Source organism: Martelella radicis (genome assembly GCF_014196625.1).
Classification (GTDB): Bacteria; Pseudomonadota; Alphaproteobacteria; order Rhizobiales; family Rhizobiaceae; genus Martelella; species Martelella radicis.
In genome coordinates this window covers 1-18,942 of record NZ_JACIDZ010000018.1, presented here as the reverse complement: position 1 = coordinate 18,942, position 18,942 = coordinate 1, and the positions used below count along the sequence as shown (strand labels likewise).

Annotated in this window: 18 protein-coding genes and 1 pseudogene; 10 read left to right on the top strand and 9 right to left on the bottom strand. The window is 58.8% G+C overall.

Annotation, left to right across the window (positions count from 1 at the left end):
- Positions 1-6: 6 nt before the first annotated feature.
- The 7 genes and pseudogenes from GGR30_RS20440 to GGR30_RS20410 form a co-directional block, all read right to left on the bottom strand.
- Positions 7-1,086: a phosphotriesterase family protein gene (locus tag GGR30_RS20440; RefSeq protein ID WP_183490616.1), complete on the bottom strand. Its 1,080-nt coding sequence runs from the start codon at positions 1,084-1,086 to the stop codon at positions 7-9.
- A complete protein-coding gene (locus tag GGR30_RS20435) occupies positions 1,086-2,093 on the bottom strand; it encodes an ABC transporter permease (protein WP_183490613.1) in 1,008 nt (335 codons plus the stop codon). Before GGR30_RS20435 ends, GGR30_RS20440 begins: the two co-directional genes overlap by 1 nt.
- Positions 2,090-2,899: an ATP-binding cassette domain-containing protein gene (locus tag GGR30_RS20430; protein ID WP_183490611.1), complete on the bottom strand. Its 810-nt coding sequence runs from the start codon at positions 2,897-2,899 to the stop codon at positions 2,090-2,092. Before GGR30_RS20430 ends, GGR30_RS20435 begins: the two co-directional genes overlap by 4 nt.
- Positions 2,896-3,849, bottom strand: a complete 954-nt coding sequence (locus tag GGR30_RS20425) for an ABC transporter substrate-binding protein (protein WP_183490609.1) — start codon at positions 3,847-3,849, stop codon at positions 2,896-2,898. Before GGR30_RS20425 ends, GGR30_RS20430 begins: the two co-directional genes overlap by 4 nt.
- A 20-nt stretch (positions 3,850-3,869) precedes the next feature.
- Positions 3,870-4,904 carry a LacI family DNA-binding transcriptional regulator gene (locus GGR30_RS20420; RefSeq protein ID WP_183490607.1) on the bottom strand — a complete coding sequence of 345 codons (1,035 nt, stop codon included), beginning with the start codon at positions 4,902-4,904 and terminating at the stop codon, positions 3,870-3,872.
- 600 nt (positions 4,905-5,504) lie between these two features.
- On the bottom strand, positions 5,505-5,678 hold the full coding sequence (locus GGR30_RS20415) for a hypothetical protein (protein WP_183490605.1): 174 nt from the start codon (positions 5,676-5,678) through the stop codon (positions 5,505-5,507).
- Positions 5,679-6,461: 783 nt separating this feature from the next.
- Positions 6,462-6,794 (bottom strand): annotated as a pseudogene (locus GGR30_RS20410) (hypothetical protein); the annotation flags it as partial.
- 487 nt (positions 6,795-7,281) lie between these two features.
- Between GGR30_RS20410 and GGR30_RS20405 the strand changes: the two are divergent.
- From GGR30_RS20405 to GGR30_RS20375, 7 genes are all read left to right on the top strand, one after another.
- Positions 7,282-8,067, top strand: coding sequence for a GntR family transcriptional regulator (locus GGR30_RS20405; protein ID WP_183490601.1), 786 nt, complete (start codon positions 7,282-7,284; stop codon positions 8,065-8,067).
- Positions 8,068-8,111: 44 nt separating this feature from the next.
- A complete protein-coding gene (locus GGR30_RS20400; protein ID WP_183490599.1) occupies positions 8,112-9,110 on the top strand; it encodes a TRAP transporter substrate-binding protein in 999 nt (332 codons plus the stop codon).
- A 70-nt stretch (positions 9,111-9,180) separates the two neighbouring features.
- On the top strand, positions 9,181-9,687 hold the full coding sequence (locus GGR30_RS20395) for a TRAP transporter small permease (protein WP_183490597.1): 507 nt from the start codon (positions 9,181-9,183) through the stop codon (positions 9,685-9,687).
- A complete protein-coding gene (locus tag GGR30_RS20390; protein WP_183490594.1) occupies positions 9,688-10,995 on the top strand; it encodes a TRAP transporter large permease in 1,308 nt (435 codons plus the stop codon).
- A 181-nt stretch (positions 10,996-11,176) separates the two neighbouring features.
- On the top strand, positions 11,177-11,641 hold the full coding sequence (locus GGR30_RS20385) for a YhcH/YjgK/YiaL family protein (RefSeq protein ID WP_210288125.1): 465 nt from the start codon (positions 11,177-11,179) through the stop codon (positions 11,639-11,641).
- Positions 11,642-11,728: 87 nt separating this feature from the next.
- Positions 11,729-12,571, top strand: a complete 843-nt coding sequence (kduI, locus tag GGR30_RS20380; protein ID WP_183490588.1) for a 5-dehydro-4-deoxy-D-glucuronate isomerase — start codon at positions 11,729-11,731, stop codon at positions 12,569-12,571.
- Between the two features lie 55 nt (positions 12,572-12,626).
- Positions 12,627-13,412: a gluconate 5-dehydrogenase gene (locus GGR30_RS20375; RefSeq protein ID WP_183490584.1), complete on the top strand. Its 786-nt coding sequence runs from the start codon at positions 12,627-12,629 to the stop codon at positions 13,410-13,412.
- 450 nt (positions 13,413-13,862) lie between these two features.
- On the opposite strand, the gene GGR30_RS20370 is transcribed toward GGR30_RS20375, so the two are convergent.
- Entirely contained in the window at positions 13,863-14,552 is a 690-nt protein-coding gene (locus GGR30_RS20370; protein WP_183490581.1) for a GntR family transcriptional regulator, read from the bottom strand.
- A 42-nt stretch (positions 14,553-14,594) separates the two neighbouring features.
- Complete coding sequence (locus GGR30_RS20365) at positions 14,595-15,335, bottom strand: maleate cis-trans isomerase family protein (protein WP_183490578.1); 741 nt, start codon at positions 15,333-15,335, stop codon at positions 14,595-14,597.
- A gap of 293 nt (positions 15,336-15,628) precedes the next feature.
- On the opposite strand from GGR30_RS20365, the gene GGR30_RS20360 reads away from it, so the two are divergent.
- The 3 genes from GGR30_RS20360 (at position 15,629) to GGR30_RS20350 (ending at position 18,730) form a co-directional block, all read left to right on the top strand.
- Positions 15,629-16,672 (top strand): TRAP transporter substrate-binding protein, encoded by a 1,044-nt coding sequence (locus GGR30_RS20360; protein ID WP_183490574.1) that lies wholly within the window; start codon positions 15,629-15,631, stop codon positions 16,670-16,672.
- Positions 16,673-16,829: 157 nt separating this feature from the next.
- Positions 16,830-17,432, top strand: a complete 603-nt coding sequence (locus tag GGR30_RS20355) for a TRAP transporter small permease subunit (RefSeq protein ID WP_210288124.1) — start codon at positions 16,830-16,832, stop codon at positions 17,430-17,432.
- Positions 17,429-18,730, top strand: a complete 1,302-nt coding sequence (locus GGR30_RS20350; protein ID WP_183490571.1) for a TRAP transporter large permease — start codon at positions 17,429-17,431, stop codon at positions 18,728-18,730. The genes GGR30_RS20355 and GGR30_RS20350 overlap by 4 nt, the downstream gene beginning before the upstream one ends.
- Positions 18,731-18,942: the final 212 nt, after the last annotated feature.

The window sequence follows — 18,942 nt, the reverse complement described above, 5'->3', positions numbered from 1 at the left end:
TTCTGTTCACTGCGCACCAAAGCCGCTGTCAAAGACGGCGCGCGGATTGTTGTTCATCAGACGGCCCAGTACCGCTTCATCAAGCCCGTGACGGGAGAGACGCGGCAGGAAGTGTTTGAGGATGAAGTCATAGCCATGCCCCCCATAATGGGTCAGCATCATCTTCAGGAACACATCGTGTGAGAGCAGTATACGGCTCTCATAACCGGCCTCGACCAGCTTGACGATGGCGCGGGCGCATTCTTCATCGCTCGGGCACTGGACCTGCTGGTCGGCATAGAAGAAGTCCGAACCGATCATGTCGTATTCGATGAAGGCGCCGCGAGCGGCGAGTTCGCTCTGATAGGTGAAATCGTCATGCGACGGGTTCATGTGGCAGAGCACGGTGTGCCGAAGATCGGCACCTTCCGCTTCGGCGATGTCGAGCACGTCGTGGCCAAGACGGAACCAGCCGGGCAGATGCACCATCAAGGGCAGGCCGGTACGGGCCTGCGCCCTTGCCGCCCCACGCAACGATTTGCGCTCCGCTTCGGTAAAGTCCGAAGAAACGCCGATTTCGCCGATCAGGCCGATCTTGACATCCGTGCCATCGACGCCGCTGACGGCTTCGCTGACGATCTCGTCGGCAATGTCGTCTTCCGACATGGCGGCAAGCTTTTCGGGATGCGAGCTTTCAAGGTAGTAGCCGGCACCGATCACGATGTTCAGGCCCGCTGCCTTCGAGATCCGTTGCATGGCAAGCGGATTTCGACCGATACCCTGACAGGTCGGCTCAACCAGCGTCTTGCCGCCGGCTTTCACCAGGGCAGACAGTTCCTTGATCGCCAGGTTCTCGTCATCAAGCGTGATGTTGGGCTTGTTGACGAAGGGGTCCTGATGTAGCTCGCTCAATATCTCCATGCAGATGAGACTGTCGGCGAGATACTGGCGGTCCTCGGTCTTCGGAGGGTTCCACCAGCATGTACAGTCATTGAGCACATGTTCGTGCATCAGCGTGACGCCGATATCGGCGGCACTGACCGGTCCGTTGACGGTCATGACCTTGCCGGAGCCCGTATGGGCTTCGGAAAGCTCGATTGCGGACATTACTTGCCTCCCTTAAGCCGGCCGAAACTGAAATTCGCGCCGAATATCCGGGTGTTGAGCCAGATGGCGAGCAGGATGATCGCGCCGGTGACGATCTGCGTGAAGAAGGGCGAGATGTGCATCAGGATCAGGCCGTTGCCAATGACGGCAATCGTCATGGTGCCGAGCACAGTGCCCAGAATGGTTCCGCGACCGCCCATCAGCGACGTGCCGCCGAGAACAACGGCGGCGATTGCCTGAAGCTCAAAGCCGACGGCGGCATTGGACGAACCGGAGCCGAGGCGGGCCGCCATCAGGAGGCCGGCAAGGCCACAGGCAAGGCCGGAAAGCACATAGACCGACATCAGAACGAATTTTGCAGGCATGCCGACGCGACGGGCGGCCTCCAGATTGGAACCGATGGCGACGACCTGACGGCCATAGCGCGTCTTGGAGATGACGATATAGCCAATAATGGCGACGACGATGGCGATGATCGCCGGAAACGGCACGCCGAAGAGTTCGCCACGGCCGAGGAACAGAAATCCATCCACACCGCGGATCGGGATCGAATAGCCCTTGGTTAAATAAAGCGCGATGCCGCGGAAGATCGAAAGACCGGCAAGCGTGACGATGAAGGCGGGAATACCCTGATAGGAGACGAACCAGCCTTGGAACAGGCCGATGAACGCGCCAAGCGCCAGCATGGCGACGATGGCGAGCGGCCAGGGCATGCCTGCGGCAATGATCATCGCGACCACGGCATTGATGACGGCAATGATCGAGCCGACCGACAGGTCGATGCCGCCGGTGATGATCACGAAGGTCATGGCGATGGCAACGATGAGGATGGGGGCCGCTTGGCGGATTACATTGAGCAGGTTGCCCGGCGTCAGGAATGTGTCGGTGCTCACGGAGAAGAATATGAAGCAGACGACAAAGAAGAAGGCGATGGAGAGCACCTGGGCATTTTCACCGAGAAAATCGATGATCGGCGAGCCCTTGGCGCGTTCGGTATAGGCGCTCAATGTTTTTCTCCCCCGACGATGAGTTGGACGAGGTCTTCAAGACTGGTGTCGCCGATCATGCGTTCGGCAACCTTGGTGCCCTCATACATGACGGCGATGCGGTCGCAGACGCGGAACAGATCCTGCAGACGGTGGGTGATGAGAACGACGGATACGCCTTTGGCCTTGACCCGGTTGATCAGGTGCAGCACGGCTTCCACTTCCGCCACGGCAAGCGCCGAAGTCGGCTCGTCCATGATCAGGACTTTGGGTTGGAACGAGGCAGCGCGTGCGATCGCGATTGCCTGTCGCTGACCGCCGGAGAGCTTTTCCACCTTGGCGGAAAGCCGGGGAATGCGGATTTCGAGCGCTTCGAGCATGCGCTCGGCCTCGGCCGTCATCTTCTTGCGGTCAAGGAACAGGCCGTTGGAGATTTCGCGTCCGAGAAACAGGTTGCCGACGACATCGATATGGTCGCACAGGCTCAAGTCCTGGAACACCATCTCGATATTGCGGTTGCGGGCATCGGCAGGACCTGTCAGCTCGACGGTTTCACCGGCGATCTTGATGGTGCCGCCGTCGGGAATATAGGTGCCCGAGATGATCTTGGTGAGGGTGGATTTCCCTGCGGCGTTGTCGCCGACCAGGCCGAGGCATTCGCCGGGATAAAGGTCGAGATCAACCCCGCGCAGCGCCTGATGCGAGCCGAAGGTTTTTGTTATGCCGCGAAGGGAAATGGCGGGTTCTTTTGAGGGCTTGTCCGGCGAGCGGAGGGGAGTGTCCCCTCCGCTGCCTGCAGCACCAGTTTGCTGGAGATCAGACATCATTTAAAGATAGCACGGTAAGGTTCGACATTGGTTTCATCGACGATGGTGACGGGCACCGAGATCGAAGCCTCGACACTGTCGCCATTGGAGATGTCGTTGAGCGCTTCCACGGCAGCAGCACCCATCAGGGACGGATCCTGCTGGATGACTGCGATGAGGAAGCCGTCATCGATGGCGTTGATCGCCTGCGCGGTCAGGTCCCAGCCGAAAATCTTGATGTCGTCCTGCTTGCCCTGGCTTTCGACAGCGGCGATAGCGCCCATCAGGGCCGGCTCGCCAGTGGCGTAGATGGCGGTCAGGTCCGGATTGGCCGTGATCAGGTTTTCGGCGGCCGTCAGGGCGTTGTCCTGAATATTGCGGCCGTCGACGACGCCGGCGACCTCGATGCCGTCGATGCCGTCAATGGCGTCTTCAAAGCCCTGCTGACGAACGTTCTGGATGTAGGAGTTGAGCGCGCCGACGATACCGACCTTGGCTTCTCCATCCATATTGGCGTTGACGTAGTCGAGGAAGTAGGCGCCGATATCGCCGCCGGCCTTGGCATTGTCGACGCCGATCTGGGCCTTCTGCGGGCCTTCAGGCAGGATCGCGTCGATAGCGACAACCGGAATGCCGGCTTCGTCTGCCTGTTCGACGGCGGGCATGATGCCATTCACGTCGATGGCAACGACGGCAAGGCCGTCAACGCCTTCCTGGATGTAGGTTTCGACCGCGTTGTTCTGCATCGCCGGGTCATTGTTGGCGTTGTAGATCTGCAGCGCGACGCCGAGTTCAGCCGCCTTTTCTTCGGCGCCACGGTTGATGTCGTTGAAGAACAGGGCCTGCTGGTTGATCTGGACGAGCGCGAAGGTCTTGTCGGCAGCTTCGGCGCCGGTCGAAACGACGCCTGCCATTACGCCGGCGGCGAGAGCTGTCGAAAGAAGCGTCCTGCGGGAAAATCTGGGTAACATGAGTTCATCCTCTGGCTTGGTTACGAACGTCGCTTTTTTTCGATCGCCGGCGGCGCGACGGAACTCCGCACGACGATTTCTACGGGCAGCAGCTCTTCCCTCTCGAGGGTTTCGGGCTGCTGCCAATCTGTTTGAAGAAGAAGAGAAAGAGAACGCGCCCCGATGGCACGCACCGGCTGGCGGACGGCGGTCAAGGGCGGCGTGAACAGGTGAAGCGGGCCGACATCATCGAAGCCCACGACAGAGACGCGATCCGGAATGCTCACGCCTTCTGAATAGAGCACCTCGATCAGGCCGATAGCGATTTCATCCGAGCTTGCGAAAATAGCGGTGGCCGGCAGCTTCTCGTCGAGAAACCGCCGCGCGGCGTGGCGACCGGCGGTAACGGTATATTCGCCGCGATACCGCTTGATCTCGGCCTCTTCGCCAAAACGTTCGCGAAGTCCCTGCTCAAGCCCTGCGTGGCGGCGCGTGGTGGAAATCATTTCGTCCGGCCCGCCGACGAAGACGACCTTCTTGTGGCCGAACTCGGCAAGATGTTTGCCGGCAAGGTAGCCGCCCTGGTGATTGTCGCAGAAAAGCTTGGGCACCATGGCGCCCGGCACATCCTCGTCGACGATGACGACCTTGCCGGTGCGGTTGATCAGACCTGCAAGCTCACCGTCATCCGGGTGGTTGGTCACGAAGATCAGCCCGTCGACATGATGATGTTCGATCAGCCCGAGATATTTCATCTCGCGGCCCGGCCGGTTGAGCGTCGCGTTGAGGGAAACGGCAAGGCCCAGCTTGTCGGCCTCTTCCTCGATCGCTGCCACGAGCATGGCAAAGAAGGGGTTGGCGATGTCCGGGATCACCAGGCCGATCATGTCGGATCGGCCGCGGCTTAAGCGCCTTGCATGCGGGTTTGGCACATAGCCGAGATCGCGGATGGCGGTCTCGATGCGCTTGCGGGTCTCATCCGGCAGAACCAGAGAGCCGTTCAGCAGGCGCGAGATCGTTGCCACGGAAACCCCCGCGGCCTTCGCCACATCTTTGAGGCCTGGTGCCTTCGCCATTTCGTATGCCCTCGGGAGGTCTTTTCGACCATCGTAATTCTTCGGTAAAGCGATTTACTAAACCGCTTTACAAGAAAATTCCAAACGCCTGCTTTTGTCAATCGGTTATTTTGGAAAGGCAGGAGAATGTGTCGAAACCACACAAGCCATCCAAGCCACACCTCTGGCCATGCGGCCCGCGTCAAGACGTGGCTCCGGTTTGAACAGAACAGGCTGAAGGGGCAGAAGAGGCGCCGGTACAAGAGCAATGCGAATGATGGCGGCGATGCGGTCGAGGCTTGCGCCGGCATGGCGGCGTGTTCCCGCGTCTGGGACGGCTGTCGAGGATCGATCCGCCATCGCTGACCGGCCTCAATAGTTCGATTGCCCGCACGAAATGACCTGCGGGGCTTAGTCCGCTGTTCTCAATGCGATGACTGGCCAGTGGGCAAGGGGGGCGGGTTTGGCGGGAGCCTGACGCAGCCAGATCGTCTGGCGCGGCAGGGCGACAGAGGCGGCGGAAGGCGAGCGTCCGCAGCAAGACGCGAGAGGAATACTGGTGCGTCAGCTTCCCTGCAGACGTGGCTGGGTCACAGGCCTTCGATGGCTTCCGGCTTTTTTCTAGTCGAGCTTTGAGGTAACGGCGACGTTCTCGGCTCCTGCAATTTGTCCGCCGGCTTCACGCTCTCGCTCTTGCTGCTTTTCTCCATCGTAGTGCGACTTGATCGCGAAGAACATGGCCGCGCCCAGCACGCCAATCTTGAACAGCCCGAGGACTATAGGAACCCAAATCATCGTTTCACTCTTTGCTTGCTATGTTATCCGGAAGGCTATCGAGAAAAATACTGCCTCAGATGCGTCGCCAAGGATGGATTGTTCGTCCTGGCGCTACCTTGAAGAAACGTGACGCGCGTTTGTATCGCATGCTTGTCCTCGATATCGGCACTTCATCCCCTGAAAAGGCGATCTGACGCCGTCTTCGCCATTTTGACTGGCGGCAACGTCTTCTTTAGGCACCGTGGCGTTCCCCCGGACGCTTCGCATCTCAACCTTCAGGTGATCCGCGAGAGGTGGTAATCGTGGAGATGCAATTGGATGCATTCGTTGCTTTCCAACTATGCTTTCGGTCTGGTGCAATCAACCCGACGCCCCGCTACAAGTTGACGCATATCAAAAGAGCAAGATGAAGCGCGCCACACAGTTGTTACCTGCGCGCCGCATGGCTGCGTTTTGTGTTTGGTTCCTGAGATACTGGAATATGCCAAGCCGGCGGTCGGTCGAGATGGCGGTTCCGCTATCGGCGGCATCAACAATGACGTACGACATGGAAACGCGGTTCCACCCAATTTTGGGGCATCTATGTTTTTCGACCGCCGTCGCTTCCTCAAGTGATCGACTTCATACCGTTGCAATGCCGGATTGGTATCGATGACGCCCCAGTTTTCCGTTCAGAAAGGACTCATTTCGTCATCGCAGTCCATTCGAACAGCATAAGCCTCGGCAAAATCACCTATGTCGATTTCACGCCGATTTTCGCCGCGGCATTCTGTTCCGTCTCAAAAGTGTTGAGACGGAACAGGCGATGAGTATGTCCAACTCCCGGGCAAGATGAACGCCAGACAGTGATGTGTCCGCGACGAGGCAAAGGCATTCGCGGGCGAAGTCGACCACGACAGAAAGCACCCGGAAGCGACGGCCATCCGTGAAGGCTTCACCGATGAAGCCCAGGCTCCAACGCTCGTTGTGGCGTGAGGGCAAGGCCAATGGCGGATTTGTTCCCAAAGCCCTCTTGCGACCGCCGCGCTTGCGCAAAGTCAGCTTCTCTTCCCGGGAAAGCTGACGGTGCTTCTTCAAGTTCATGACGATCCCCTGCCGATCCGGCATGATATGGATTCCGCGATAGCCGAAGCGCTCGTTTCCCCGGCCATCGTCTCTGGCCGGGTGAAGCCTTGGCCCCGAACTCACCCATCCCGCCAGGGGGACGACTTGGCGCGCCGAATATGGCAGCGCTTTCTCCGAAAACACGTCGCCGAACGCGGGAATGCCGCGCCGCTCCTACGACTTCTGAACGACGCTCTTCCCGGCGATAGAGCAAGAAAGCAGGCGTGCTGTTGTTTCGTCGAACTGCCGGGAGGCTTCGACATGATGCAAGTCTGGAACGTCGGCATCAGCTGACGCTAAATGACAGAAGCCCCAATATTGCCGGAAGAAAGCGTCACGTCCGAACGGCTGAGGTCATTCATTGCGTCTGCGCATCCGGTCGGCGCCTACATTTATTAAGTCCATGAAATAAAACATATAATCTCTTTTGGTGGGGCTGTCAATTTGTCGCAGGCGTGCGTCGTTGTATATCTAATATAACTGATATACAAGATATACAACACTGATGGAGGCACGGATGGCTTACGCATCTGATGGCATGATTGAGATCCCGGGAAGCGATAGCCGCAATGGCACGGCCACGCAGATCGTTCACCGCCGTCTGCGCGCCGAGATCGTCTCCCTCAAGCGTCTGCCCGGCGAGACGATCAGCGAAAAGGAAATCGCCGCCGAATGCGGAACGAGCCGTACGCCCATTCGCGAAGCGCTCTTGCGGCTGGCCGAAGAGCAGCTTGTCGATATCGTTCCCAAATCAGGGACGAGGGTCTCCAGAATTCCGGTGGCCTCATTGCTGGAAGCCCAGGTTGCAAGAACGGCGCTTGAGCAGGTGAATGTCCGTGCCGCCGCCGCACGCGTCCAGGGCAGCGAAATTGCCAACATGCGCGCCCTTTTGATGTTTCAGCGCGAGCGCACGGATGCCGGCGACAGCGACCAGTTCCATGCCGCCGACGAGGCGCTTCATCGCGCGATTGCGGTGGCGGGCGGTTATCCCGGCATCTGGAAAATCATCGAGCAGGTCAAATTGCAGGTTGACCGTTACCGGCGGCTGACGCTGCCGCAGATCAACCGCATGGAGCGCGTGCTCGTGGAGCATGGCGAAATCGTCGACGCGCTGGCCGCACATGATGCGGAGCGCGCGGTCGAGGCCATGACCCACCATCTGGAAGGGCTGAGCGCGGAGGACCTGCGTCCGATCCGCGATCTCAATCCCGATTATTTCATCGGCGACATCAAGGATGTCTACGAGAAGTGGGGCGATGGCGACATCGCTTCTCAAACTGAAGACCGGCCAGGCGCCATCTAGGCGGACCGGTACCCTCAAATCCAATACCCCTACGGGAGGCAATCATGAAAAACTTCAAAAACACTCTTGGTCTGGCAGGCGTCAGCATCATCGCGCTGGGAACCGCCTTCGGCCCCTCCTCCGCCTTCGCCGCGACCGTTTTCGAGATCGCGTTCAACCAGCCGGAAACGCATCCCCAGTACAAGGCCATGGAACGCTTCGGTGAAGCGCTGGCCGAACGGACCAATGGCGAATACACCGTCCAGATTTTCCCGAACGAGCTGCTCGGGGCCCAGAAGGAAACCGTCGAAATGGCGCAGACCGGCACGATCGCCATGTCGCTCGCATCGGCCAGCCTTCTGGAAAGCTGGAACCCGGACTTCGTCGTCTTCAACCTGCCTTACGTCTTCGACAGCATCGAGCACCAGAAGGCGGTGGTCAACAATCCTGAAATCGTCGGCGATCTCTACAACTCCGTTGCCGACCAGGGCATCGTCGTTGTTGCAGCCTTCACGGCTGGTTCGCGCAATGTCTACCTGAAGGACCACCCGGTTCATACGCCGGAAGATCTGGCCGGTCAGAAGATCCGCGTGATGCAGTCGCAGACCAATATCGACATGATGAACATGATGGGCGGCAACGGCATCGCGATGGGGCAGGGTGAAGTTTACACCGCCATCCAGACCGGCGTTCTTGACGGTGGCGAAAACAACGAGGTCACCTACTGGTCGCTCAAGCATCTGGAAGTCGCACCGTACTTCTCCTACACGCAGCACCTGATGATCCCTGATTATCTCGTAATGAATGTCGACTATTTCGAAGACATGCCGGACGATGTGAAGCAGATCTTCATCGAAGAGCTTCAGAAGGCTGCCGACTATGAGTTCGAAATCTTCGCCGAAGATGCAGCCAAGTCCCGTGCCCTGGCCGAAGAAGCCGGCGCCCAGTTCAATGACGTTGAGCTGCAGCCCTTCCGTGATGCCGTTCGCCCGCTGACCGAGCAGAAGCTCACCAGCGACGTGACCAAGAAGATCTACGATCAGATGCACGCTCAGGGCGAATGATCCCCAACACCAAATGACCTGGTCTGGTCCCGGCTAAGCCGGGGCCAGCTTGGATGAGAAAGAAACTGCTATGCATACGATCAAGCTTTGGGTCGATCGGTTTCTGGCAACGATCTGCATTACATTGTGTGGCCTCCTGACGGTTGTCGTCACCTGGCAGGTGGTGAACCGTTATGTGTTCAACGGCGCCGGCGCTCTGACGGAAGAGCTGGCCAAGATCATGTTTGTCTGGCTGGTTCTTTTGGGCGCCGCCCTGCTGTTTGGCGAAAAAGGCCATATGAACATCGGGATCTTCGTGGACGCTTTTTCCTCCAAGCGCCTGAAGGGCATGTTCCAGCTTTCGGCGGATGTCCTGATCCTTCTGTTCGTCGTCGCCATTCTGCTGATTGGCGGGCTGGATGCCGTTGACCGCACGATGCGTCAGACGAATGCGGCAATCCCGTTCCTGAGGACCGGCCAGATCTACATGGCCTTGCCGATCTGCGGCGCCTTCTCGGCCTATTACTGCCTGTACAACATCTGGAATGACATCCTGCAGCTGCTCCGCCCGGTCAGCTCGGAAGGGGAGGCCAAGTAAATGGCAAACGCAGCCGATATCGGCCTGATCCTGCTGATCTCGATCCCGATCCTCTTGATGATCGGCGTTCCGATCAGCGTCAGCATGGGCATTGGCTCGGTGCTGGCAATGGCCACCATCTTCACCTTCGATCGCATGGCGATCACCTCCGCCCAGCGCATCTTTGCGGGCATCAACTCCTTCTCGCTTCTGGCGATCCCCTTCTTCATCCTTGCCGGCAACATCATGACGTCGGGAGGGATAGCGCGAAGGCTGATCAACTTCGCCAAGGCATTGATCTGCTTCATTCCCGGCTCGCTGATGCAGACCAACATCGTTGCCAACATGCTGTTCGGCGCCATCAGCGGCTCAGGCGTCGCCGCCGCCGCCGCCATCGGCGGGGCCATGGGCCCGCAGCAGAAGGCGGACGGCTATGATCCCAAGGTCGCCGCCGCAGCGAATATCGCATCGGCGCCGGCAGGCATGCTTATCCCGCCGAGCAACACCTTCATCATCTACTCGCTGGCAAGCGGTGGTTCGTCGGTTGCCGCCCTGTTCATGGCCGGCTACGTTCCAGGCATTCTCTGGGGCATCGCCTGCATGATCCCGGTGGTCTTCTTTGCCCGCAAGGCCGGTTACAAGGCTGAACGGCTTGCAAACTTCAGGACCAACTTCAAGACCACGGTCGAAGCCATTCCGGCGCTGCTCATGATCGTGATCGTTGTCGGCGGCATCATCTCGGGCATCTTCACGCCGACCGAAGCCAGCGCGATCGCGGTGGTCTACGTCACGATCCTGTCCTTCGCCTACAGAACGCTTTCGGTCCAGATGATCCCGGCTCTGTTGCTGGCAACCGTCAAGACGACGGCGATGATCATCTTCATGATCGGCGTTTCCTCCATCATGGGCTGGATCATGGCCTATGCGCAGATCCCGAACATCATCGCCTCGTCGCTGCTGTCGATCACCGACAACCCGATCCTGATCATGGTCATCATGAACATCGTGATCCTGCTCTTGGGTTTCGTCATGGACCCGACGCCGGCAATCCTTATCTTCGCTCCGATCTTCCTGCCGATTGCAACATCGCTGGGCATCGACCCGATCCACTTCGGTGTTCTGATGGTCTTCAACCTTTGCATCGGCACGATCACGCCGCCGGTTGGTCCGATCATGTTCGTCGGATGCCGGATTGCCGAACTGAAGATCGAGGATGTGGTCAAGCCGTTGCTGCCCTTCTTCGCCATTCTCGTGGCGCTGCTGATGGCGGTGACCTTCATACCGGAACTTTCGCTGGCCCTGCCGCGCGCTGCCGGTCTGGTGCAGTGATCTCAAGATAACCAAGACGCGGCTGCCCCTGGCTGGGGCAGCCGCAACCCGCCGGGCAGGGAGGTTTGGCATCCCGCAAAACCTGGCGAAGCATATGAAATGCGCGGATCGGCAAGCGCTACAATGCTTGGCTGATGCGCCCCGGCCGGACCGAGAGTTCGGCCACCAAGGAGTAAAGACTGTGATTTTCGGACGATTGGACAATTTCGATCTTGAGCGGGCGAGCCTGCCGGAAGCTGTTCTGGAAGGACTTCGTTTCCTGAGTGAGACCGATCTTGCAAGTGTGCCTGCAGGCCGTTTCGATATCGATGGCGACCGGATTTTCGCCAATGTGCAGGACGGGCTGACCCGCGCAAAAGACGAGAACCGGCCGGAATCCCACCGCCGCTATCTCGACATTCAGTATGTTGTCTCCGGTGCCGAAACCATCGGTTTCGCCCCGCTGGCAAAGGCCGGCCCGGTAACCGAAGATCTCGCCGAAACGAGCGACCTTCTGTTCTACGACGTCATGAATGACGAAATGCCGCTGGTGCTTTCGGAGGGCAGCTACGCCGTCTTCTACCCCTGGGACGTTCACCGGCCCGGCTGCGCCGTCTCAAACCCGGGCGAAAAGGTGCGCAAGGTCGTCGTCAAGATCCGCCTCTAGGCTCGCAGATTTACAAACCGATTTCAGGAAGCAAGGGCTGCAGCGTGCTGCATCCGCCCGCTTCGGCAAGAACAAGGAGAAAGAACCATGGATATTCGCTATTCCGTAAACCAGAGGGATTTTCAGCGCTACAACACCGAGGAAGTGCGCGATGAATTCCTGATCGAAAACCTCTACGTCGCTGATACGGTTGTCGCGGTCTACTCGCATATCGACCGGATGGTGACGTTTGGCTGCATGCCGGTTTCCGAAGCCGTGTCGCTGGACAAGGGGATCGATTGCATGGGCACGTTCGGCACGAATTATGTGCTTGAGCGCCGCGAGATCGGTATCTTCAACATTGGCGGCGCCGGCTCGATCGAAGCTGACGGCGAGGTCTTCAATCTCGATTTTCAGGATTGCCTCTATATCACCCGCGGCACCAAGACGGTCACCTTCAAGAGCAACGACGCGTCCAAACCCGCCAAGTTCTACATGGTCTCGGCGCCGGCCCACAAATCCTGCAAGACCACCTTCCTGAAGATGGCCGATGCCAAGAAGGTGCCGCTCGGCGATACCGCGACATCGAACAAGCGCGTCATCAACCAGTTCATCCATCCGGACGTCCTGGAAACCTGCCAGCTCTCCATGGGCCTGACACAGCTCGAGCCCGGCAATGTGTGGAACACCATGCCGGCCCATACCCATGAGCGCCGGATGGAAATCTACACCTATTTCAATCTGCCGGAAGACCAGTCCGTCTTCCACATGATGGGTGAAGGCAAGCAGACCCGCCACATCCTGGTGCAGAACGAACAGGCCGTCATCAGCCCGTCCTGGAGCATCCATGCCGGCTGCGGCACGACCAACTACACATTCATCTGGGCCATGGGCGGCGAAAACCAGACCTTCAACGACATGGACGTCATTCCGATCAACGAACTGCGCTGATCAGGGCCATTTCCGCTCAAACCGACAGTCTCTCAAAAACAGAAAGATTTGACCCATGAGTTATGCAGACAATTTCTCGCTTGAAGGCAAGGTCGCGCTGGTCACCGGCGCATCCTACGGCATCGGCTTCTCCATCGCCTCGGCGCTCGCCGAAGCCGGTGCGACGATCGTCTTCAACGATATCAATGAAGATTTTCTGACGAAGGGCGTCGCCGCCTACAGGCAAGCCGGCATCGATGCCAAGGGCTATATCTGCGATGTGACCGACGAACCTTCGGTTCAGAAGATGGTGGCGCAGATTACCGAGGACGTCGGCCCGGTCGACATTCTCGTCAACAATGCCGGCATCATCGCCCGCACGCCGATGCACGAGATGGAAGCCAAGGATTTCCGCAAGGTCATCGATATCGACCTGACGGCGCCCTTCATCATGGCCAAGGCCGTCCTGCCGTCGATGATGGAACGCCGCTCCGGCAAGATCATCAACATCTGCTCGATGATGAGCGAGCTTGGCCGCGAGACGGTTTCGGCCTATGCCGCCGCCAAGGGCGGTCTGAAGATGCTGACGCGCAACATCGCCTCGGAATACGGTTCCTACAACATCCAGTGCAACGGCATCGGCCCGGGCTACATCGAAACGCCGCAGACCGCGCCGCTGCGCGAGCCCGGCCACCCCTTCAATTCCTTCATCCTGGCCAAGACGCCGGCAAACCGCTGGGGCACGACGCAGGACCTGAAGGGCCCGGCCGTCTTCCTCGCCTCGGCGGCCTCGGACTTTGTCAACGGTCACGTGCTTTACGTCGACGGCGGCATCCTCGCCTATATCGGCAAGCAGCCGTAACGAAGACCAAGCGAATACCGGCCCGCCATCAGACGGGCCGCAGTGTGTTGACAGAGGTCGCGTTACCCTCGTCCGTCATGCCGGCCTTGAGCCGGCAACCAGGGCCGAATAGCGAAAACTTCGCAACTAAGGCACTGTTGCAAAATGTGTTTTTGTGGCCCTGGACCCCGGCTCAAGGCCGGGGTGACGGAGAACGGGAGCAGGCTCATTGCTTCTGCAACAGGCTTTGTCGGCAGTCTGCGGCCCGCCATCAGGCGGGCCGTTTGCATTCTGCCCCTTTTCCCGAGGGGGCGTCAGTCCATGCCGTTCCATGGCCGGCATGTTTCCACAAGAGGCGGTTGGGATCGCGGAAGCCCGGTATCCCGGAAACCGCCGGCCAAGGCCTTCGCGACCGTCCTTTTCCTGAAGACGCAGGCCCCGGAACGATGGTCTTTCTGCGAGCTTGCACTTTCAGCACAGAGCGGCTGACATGGCTTCAGCCGTTCGCCGGTTGTGGAATTCCAGGCGTTCGGCAAGGTCCAGCGGCGTTCGTGCCCTCAGCGCGATGATGATCCGCTCATGCTCGGCAAAGGACTCCCGGCAGCGCTTTTCGTATTCGTTCACGATGAAGCGGTACCGCCATATGCGCTGCTGGATAACATCATAGTTTTGCGTGAGGATGGCGTTCTTGCTCGCTGCGGCGAGGTTGCGATGGAACATGTAGTTCAGCCGCGTGTAGAGCTTGTAGTCACCCTTAACGGCGGCGGCGTCAAGCGCGAGATGTATCTGTTCCAGTTCGGCGATTTCCGTATCGCTCGCCCGCTCGGCGGCGGTCAGACCGATAAGCCGCTCGAGGGCGCCCTTGAACTCGAAAAGCGGCGGTATCTCGGCCGGATCAAGCGGCGCAACGATGGCGCCGCGATTGGGGCGCAGCACGACAAAGCCTTCGGCGGCGAGAACCTTCAGCGCCTCGCGCAGCGGTGTTCGTGACACGTTGAAGCGCTGGCAGAGCTCGCCTTCCGGGATGCGCGTGCCGTCAGCGAGTTCGCCGTCCACCAGGATCGCCCTGATCTGGGCCACCAGATTGCCGTGCAGGCTGGCACTGCCATCTGAAAGCTGCAGATGCGCCTGTTGGTCCTCGGATAGGCCGGTATCTGCCATTCTCACTCCCTCAAACTGCCGCCAAACCATGGGGTTTGACCATCATGCGAAAATTCGTCCGAATTTTTCAAGAGGTCGCATTGGAATGCCCATCGTGTCCAGGCAGCCCCAGAGCGTGAAGGCAACGGAATCCATGACGGGGATCCCCAGTTCGCTCTCCAACGCTGCGGCGATCATCGGGCCGCGCATGTTCGTGCACAGGATAATGATCGCGTCCGGCTTTGCCTTGGCGACGTCGCGACACATCCGCGCAATGGTTTCCTCGTCAAGCTCGGCAAAGGAGAAATTGTCGCTCCGGTCGCTATGGGCTTCGGCAACGGTCTCGATGCCGATATTGCGGTAGTTCTCGATGATCTTGTCCTGAACATCTGCGGTATAGGGCGAAACAAGGCCAAGCCGGCGGACATTGAACCTGTCCAGAAGACGGTTGAGGCTCAGCACTGCGCTTGTCGAACGCACGCCGAACGTCTCCTTCAGGGCGTCGCACAGTCGTTCGTCGTTATCGAAGCCCAGCCAGCTTGCCGATGTACCGTTCCACGCCACGATGTCGGGCTTTGCATCCATCAAGAGGTCGGCCGCCTGAAGAAAGGGCTCCAGGCCGAATTGCTGGTCGGAGTCTCCGTCAAGCGCGATCCGGCGCACGCGGAGACGGCCGAAATGGATGCTGACAGCGGGAAAAAGCGGCCAGGAAAGTGCGCTTGTATAGGGCTCGACAACCGTGTTCGAAGACGGGGTCAGCATGCCAATGATGGCTGGCCGTGCGATTGCTGTGTCTGTGTGCATTCAAAAAATTCTCTTCTGCGGATATTTTGCATTCATTTTTGCGGACGACATTTTCTGATTTATGCGCTTCATGATCCGCAGATTGCGTCGAAAATCAATATCAAAATTCGGTATATACAAATACATGACCTTCTTCGCGCCCTATATTGCGCGGTTTTTGCTCATTGAGCCTATATAATGGGCAGGCGTTCCCGTTGAGTAATTTTTTCGCTCCAGATAGTGGATTCGGCCTTGGCATTCCGGAAAGATTTTGTCACAGTCGTGAAAATGAATGCAAAAAAAGGGGACTGAATATGCACTCTATGCTTTCGCGTGCCATCCTGGCCGCTGGCGCTATTGCGCTTTCCGGCTCGGCAATGGCGGAAACACCGCTCCGCATTGCCGGGAATTTTTCTCAGAACAACAATCAGGTCGAGATCGAACGATCCTTCTTTGAAGCCTTGCCCGAGGCGTCCGGCGTGGATCTCGGCATCAACTACAACCCGATGGATGTCGTTGGCGTCAAAGCCCCCGATGCCCTGCGGCTGCTGCGCGGCGGAACCTTCGACATCATGTCCGTCCAGATCGGCATGGCCTCGCGTGACGATCCCTTCTTCGAAGGCGTCGACTTGATGGGCGTTGCCACGGACATGGACGCCCTGCACGAGGTGGTCGACGCCTATCGTGGTCCGTTCGATGAGCGGCTCCAGGAGAAGTTCAACGCCAAGGTGCTGACCCTCTGGCCGTTCGGTCCGCAGGTTTTCTTCTGCAATGAGAAGATCGAAGGCCTGGATGACCTTCAGGGCCTCAAGGTTCGCTCCTTCACCCCGTCGATGTCGGCGATGCTCGAAAGCTTCGGCGCGACGCCGGTGACCCTGCAGTTCTCGGAAGTCTATCCGGCGCTTCAGCGCGGCGTGGCCTCATGCGGCGTCACCTCGCCGATTTCCGCCAATAGCGGCAACTGGCCCGAAGTGACCTCTTACCTTCTGCCGCTTTCCGTTTCCGGCTCCGTGCAGGGCCATTTCATGAATCTCGATACCTGGAAGAGCCTGTCGCCGGATGAACAGGATGCCTTGATGGCCCAGTTCAAGACGCTGGAAGATCATATGTGGGACCTGGCCAAGACGGCAAACGGCGAGGCGATCGCCTGCAATACGGGACAGGATGGCTGCGAAACCTACAAGAAGTTCGATATGGAACTGGTTGAGATCAGCGCCGAGGACCAGCAGCGCATCAAGGATGTGGCGACCGAGGTCGTGCTTCCGATCTGGAAGGAAACCTGCAACGCCGTTGATCCGAGCTGCTCGGACACCTGGAACGCGACTGCCGGCAAGGCCGCCGGCATCACGATCGAATAAATGCCAAACACGGAGGGCTGCAACGCGGGTTGCAGCCCTCCGGAGCGTTTCCGCTTTTCTCCGAAATGCGAAATTGCTCCATTTTATTTCTTGCGCGTTTCCGGACGGAAAACCGGTATCGGCTTTTCCTGGAAACGCTCTTTCTCGGAGCCTTCACGTGAGCGTCAATGAAAACCCTCTGGCCCGGCGGCTTTTGCCTTTTGCTCGCCTTGCGGCCCTCATCGCCGGTTATGCGGTGCTCGGCATATCGCTGATGATCACGCTGGAGGTCCTGCTGCGCAACCTCTTCAATGTTTCTCTGCAAGGCGCTGATGAATATGGCGGCTACACGCTGGCGGTCGTGGCGGCTTTCGGGTTTTCATTCGCTCTTCTGGAGCGAGCCCATACGCGGGTCGAGATCCTGCTGGAGCGCGTGGGAACGAATAGCCAGGCGATGCTGAACCTCTTCGCATGCTGGTGTGTGGCCCTGATGGCGATCTTCTTCGTCTGGCGGGGATTTGGCGCGATGATGGAAAGCATTGAGTACAAATCGCTTTCCGGAACGCCGCTGATGACACCCTTGTGGCGGCCGCAACTGGTGTGGGTCTGTGGGCTTGCCTTCTTCGCGTTTTGCTCGACATGCGTAGCGCTTCACGCAAGCTGGCTGATGCTGCGTGATCGCGCGCGTTTGAACGCCTTTTATGGCTGCAAGAGCCTTGATGACATCATTGAGGAAGAGACCATGTCCGGCGACCGCGATCAGGAGGGGGCAAAATCATGATCGGGGTTGGTGAAGCGGCGATCGGCTTTGTGATCATGCTGGGCCTGATGCTGGCCGGCTTGCCGGTGGCTGTTGCGCTCTTTGCGACAGCCTTTCTGGGCGCTCTGGTTTTCCTCGGCTGGCCGACGCTGATGGGCTTCGGCAATCAGATGTGGAGCGGCCAAAACGATTTTCTTCTGACCGCCATTCCGCTGTTCGTCTTTCTCGGTGAAACCCTGGTGCGCTCCGGCGTTGCGGATGCGCTCTATCGCAGCCTTTCCGACTGGATGCGAAAACTGCCGGGCGGGCTGTTGCACTCCAATATCGGCGTCAGCGCCATCTTTTCTGCCGTGTCGGGATCGTCCGTGGCGACGGCTGCAACGATTGGCACCGTTGCGCTGCCGATCCTCAAAGAGCGCCAGTATGATGAGCGCCTGACGACGGGCACGATCGCCGCCGGCGCCACGCTTGGCATTCTGATCCCGCCATCGATCAACATGATCATCTACGGATCGATGACCAACACGTCCATCGGTCAGCTGTTTGCAGCGGGTCTCGTACCCGGCATTCTGCTCACAGCCTGTTTCATGACGCTGATCATCGTCCTTTGCGTGCTGAACCCACGGCTCGCGGGACCGGCGCTTGAGCCGCGTCCCTTGCGCGAGAAGCTGGCCAATCTTCTGGATATCCTGCCGCCGCTGGTCATCTTCATCGTGGTGATGGGCAGTATCTATCTTGGCTGGGCCACGCCCACGGAATCCGCTGCAATCGGCGTCGTCTGCTCGCTTGCCATCGCCATCATGAAGCGGCGTCTGAGCTTCGCGCTCTTGCACCAGGCGATGATCTCGACCGTGCGCACATCGGCCATGATCCTGCTGATCATGGTGGGCGCGCTGTTCCTGAACTTCGTGGTCGGCATGCTGGGCATTCCGCAGGCGCTGACGGCCTTTGTGTCGCAGTTCGGGGCGACGCCGCTCGAAATCATCCTGCTTCTGGTGGTGTTCTATCTCGTCCTCGGCTGCTTCATGGAGACGCTGTCGATGATGATTGCCACATTGCCGGTCGTCTTTCCGTTGATCGTGCATATGGGCATCGATCCGGTCTGGTTCGGCGTCTTTCTGGTGCTGATGATGGAGATCGGGCTGATAACACCGCCAATCGGCATGAACCTCTATATCGTCCAGGGCGTGCGCGAAAGCGGCTCGATCGTCGACGTCATCCGGGGCGCGCTCCCCTTTGTCGTGTTGATGCTCTTCTTTGTCGGCCTGTTGATCGCATGGCCCCAGATGGTGCTCTGGCTGCCCGGCCTTCTCTTCTAGATGTCATTGGACCGGACAGCCGGGTCAGCCCACAAGCGCGGTGTGTGGGCTTCGGGCGACAGGACTGTGTCCAAATCCTGCCCCCGCAAGCAAAACTAATCTGTCAGCAATATCAAAGTGTTGATTGCCACTGAGAACTGACCCGGTGTGGCCTGATATTTCCATTGAGAATTGACCCATGTTCCAACCTTCCCTCGCATGTTTTGAGCGGG

Bases quoted from the DNA above. Each gene is read 5' to 3' on its own strand.
- GGR30_RS20430 (WP_183490611.1), bottom strand. From the start codon at position 2,899: ATGATGTCTGATCTCCAGCAAACTGGTGCTGCAGGCAGCGGAGGGGAC.
- GGR30_RS20395 (WP_183490597.1), top strand. From the start codon at position 9,181: ATGCATACGATCAAGCTTTGGGTCGATCGGTTTCTGGCAACGATCTGC.
- GGR30_RS20375 (WP_183490584.1), top strand. From the start codon at position 12,627: ATGAGTTATGCAGACAATTTCTCGCTTGAAGGCAAGGTCGCGCTGGTC.
- GGR30_RS20390 (WP_183490594.1), top strand. From the start codon at position 9,688: ATGGCAAACGCAGCCGATATCGGCCTGATCCTGCTGATCTCGATCCCG.
- GGR30_RS20420 (WP_183490607.1), bottom strand. From the start codon at position 4,904: ATGGCGAAGGCACCAGGCCTCAAAGATGTGGCGAAGGCCGCGGGGGTT.
- GGR30_RS20405 (WP_183490601.1), top strand. From the start codon at position 7,282: ATGGCTTACGCATCTGATGGCATGATTGAGATCCCGGGAAGCGATAGC.
- GGR30_RS20400 (WP_183490599.1), top strand. From the start codon at position 8,112: ATGAAAAACTTCAAAAACACTCTTGGTCTGGCAGGCGTCAGCATCATC.
- GGR30_RS20370 (WP_183490581.1), bottom strand. From the start codon at position 14,552: ATGGCAGATACCGGCCTATCCGAGGACCAACAGGCGCATCTGCAGCTT.
- GGR30_RS20425 (WP_183490609.1), bottom strand. From the start codon at position 3,849: ATGTTACCCAGATTTTCCCGCAGGACGCTTCTTTCGACAGCTCTCGCC.
- GGR30_RS20415 (WP_183490605.1), bottom strand. From the start codon at position 5,678: ATGATTTGGGTTCCTATAGTCCTCGGGCTGTTCAAGATTGGCGTGCTG.
- kduI (WP_183490588.1), top strand. From the start codon at position 11,729: ATGGATATTCGCTATTCCGTAAACCAGAGGGATTTTCAGCGCTACAAC.
- GGR30_RS20360 (WP_183490574.1), top strand. From the start codon at position 15,629: ATGCACTCTATGCTTTCGCGTGCCATCCTGGCCGCTGGCGCTATTGCG.
- GGR30_RS20440 (WP_183490616.1), bottom strand. From the start codon at position 1,086: ATGTCCGCAATCGAGCTTTCCGAAGCCCATACGGGCTCCGGCAAGGTC.
- GGR30_RS20350 (WP_183490571.1), top strand. From the start codon at position 17,429: ATGATCGGGGTTGGTGAAGCGGCGATCGGCTTTGTGATCATGCTGGGC.
- GGR30_RS20365 (WP_183490578.1), bottom strand. From the start codon at position 15,335: ATGCACACAGACACAGCAATCGCACGGCCAGCCATCATTGGCATGCTG.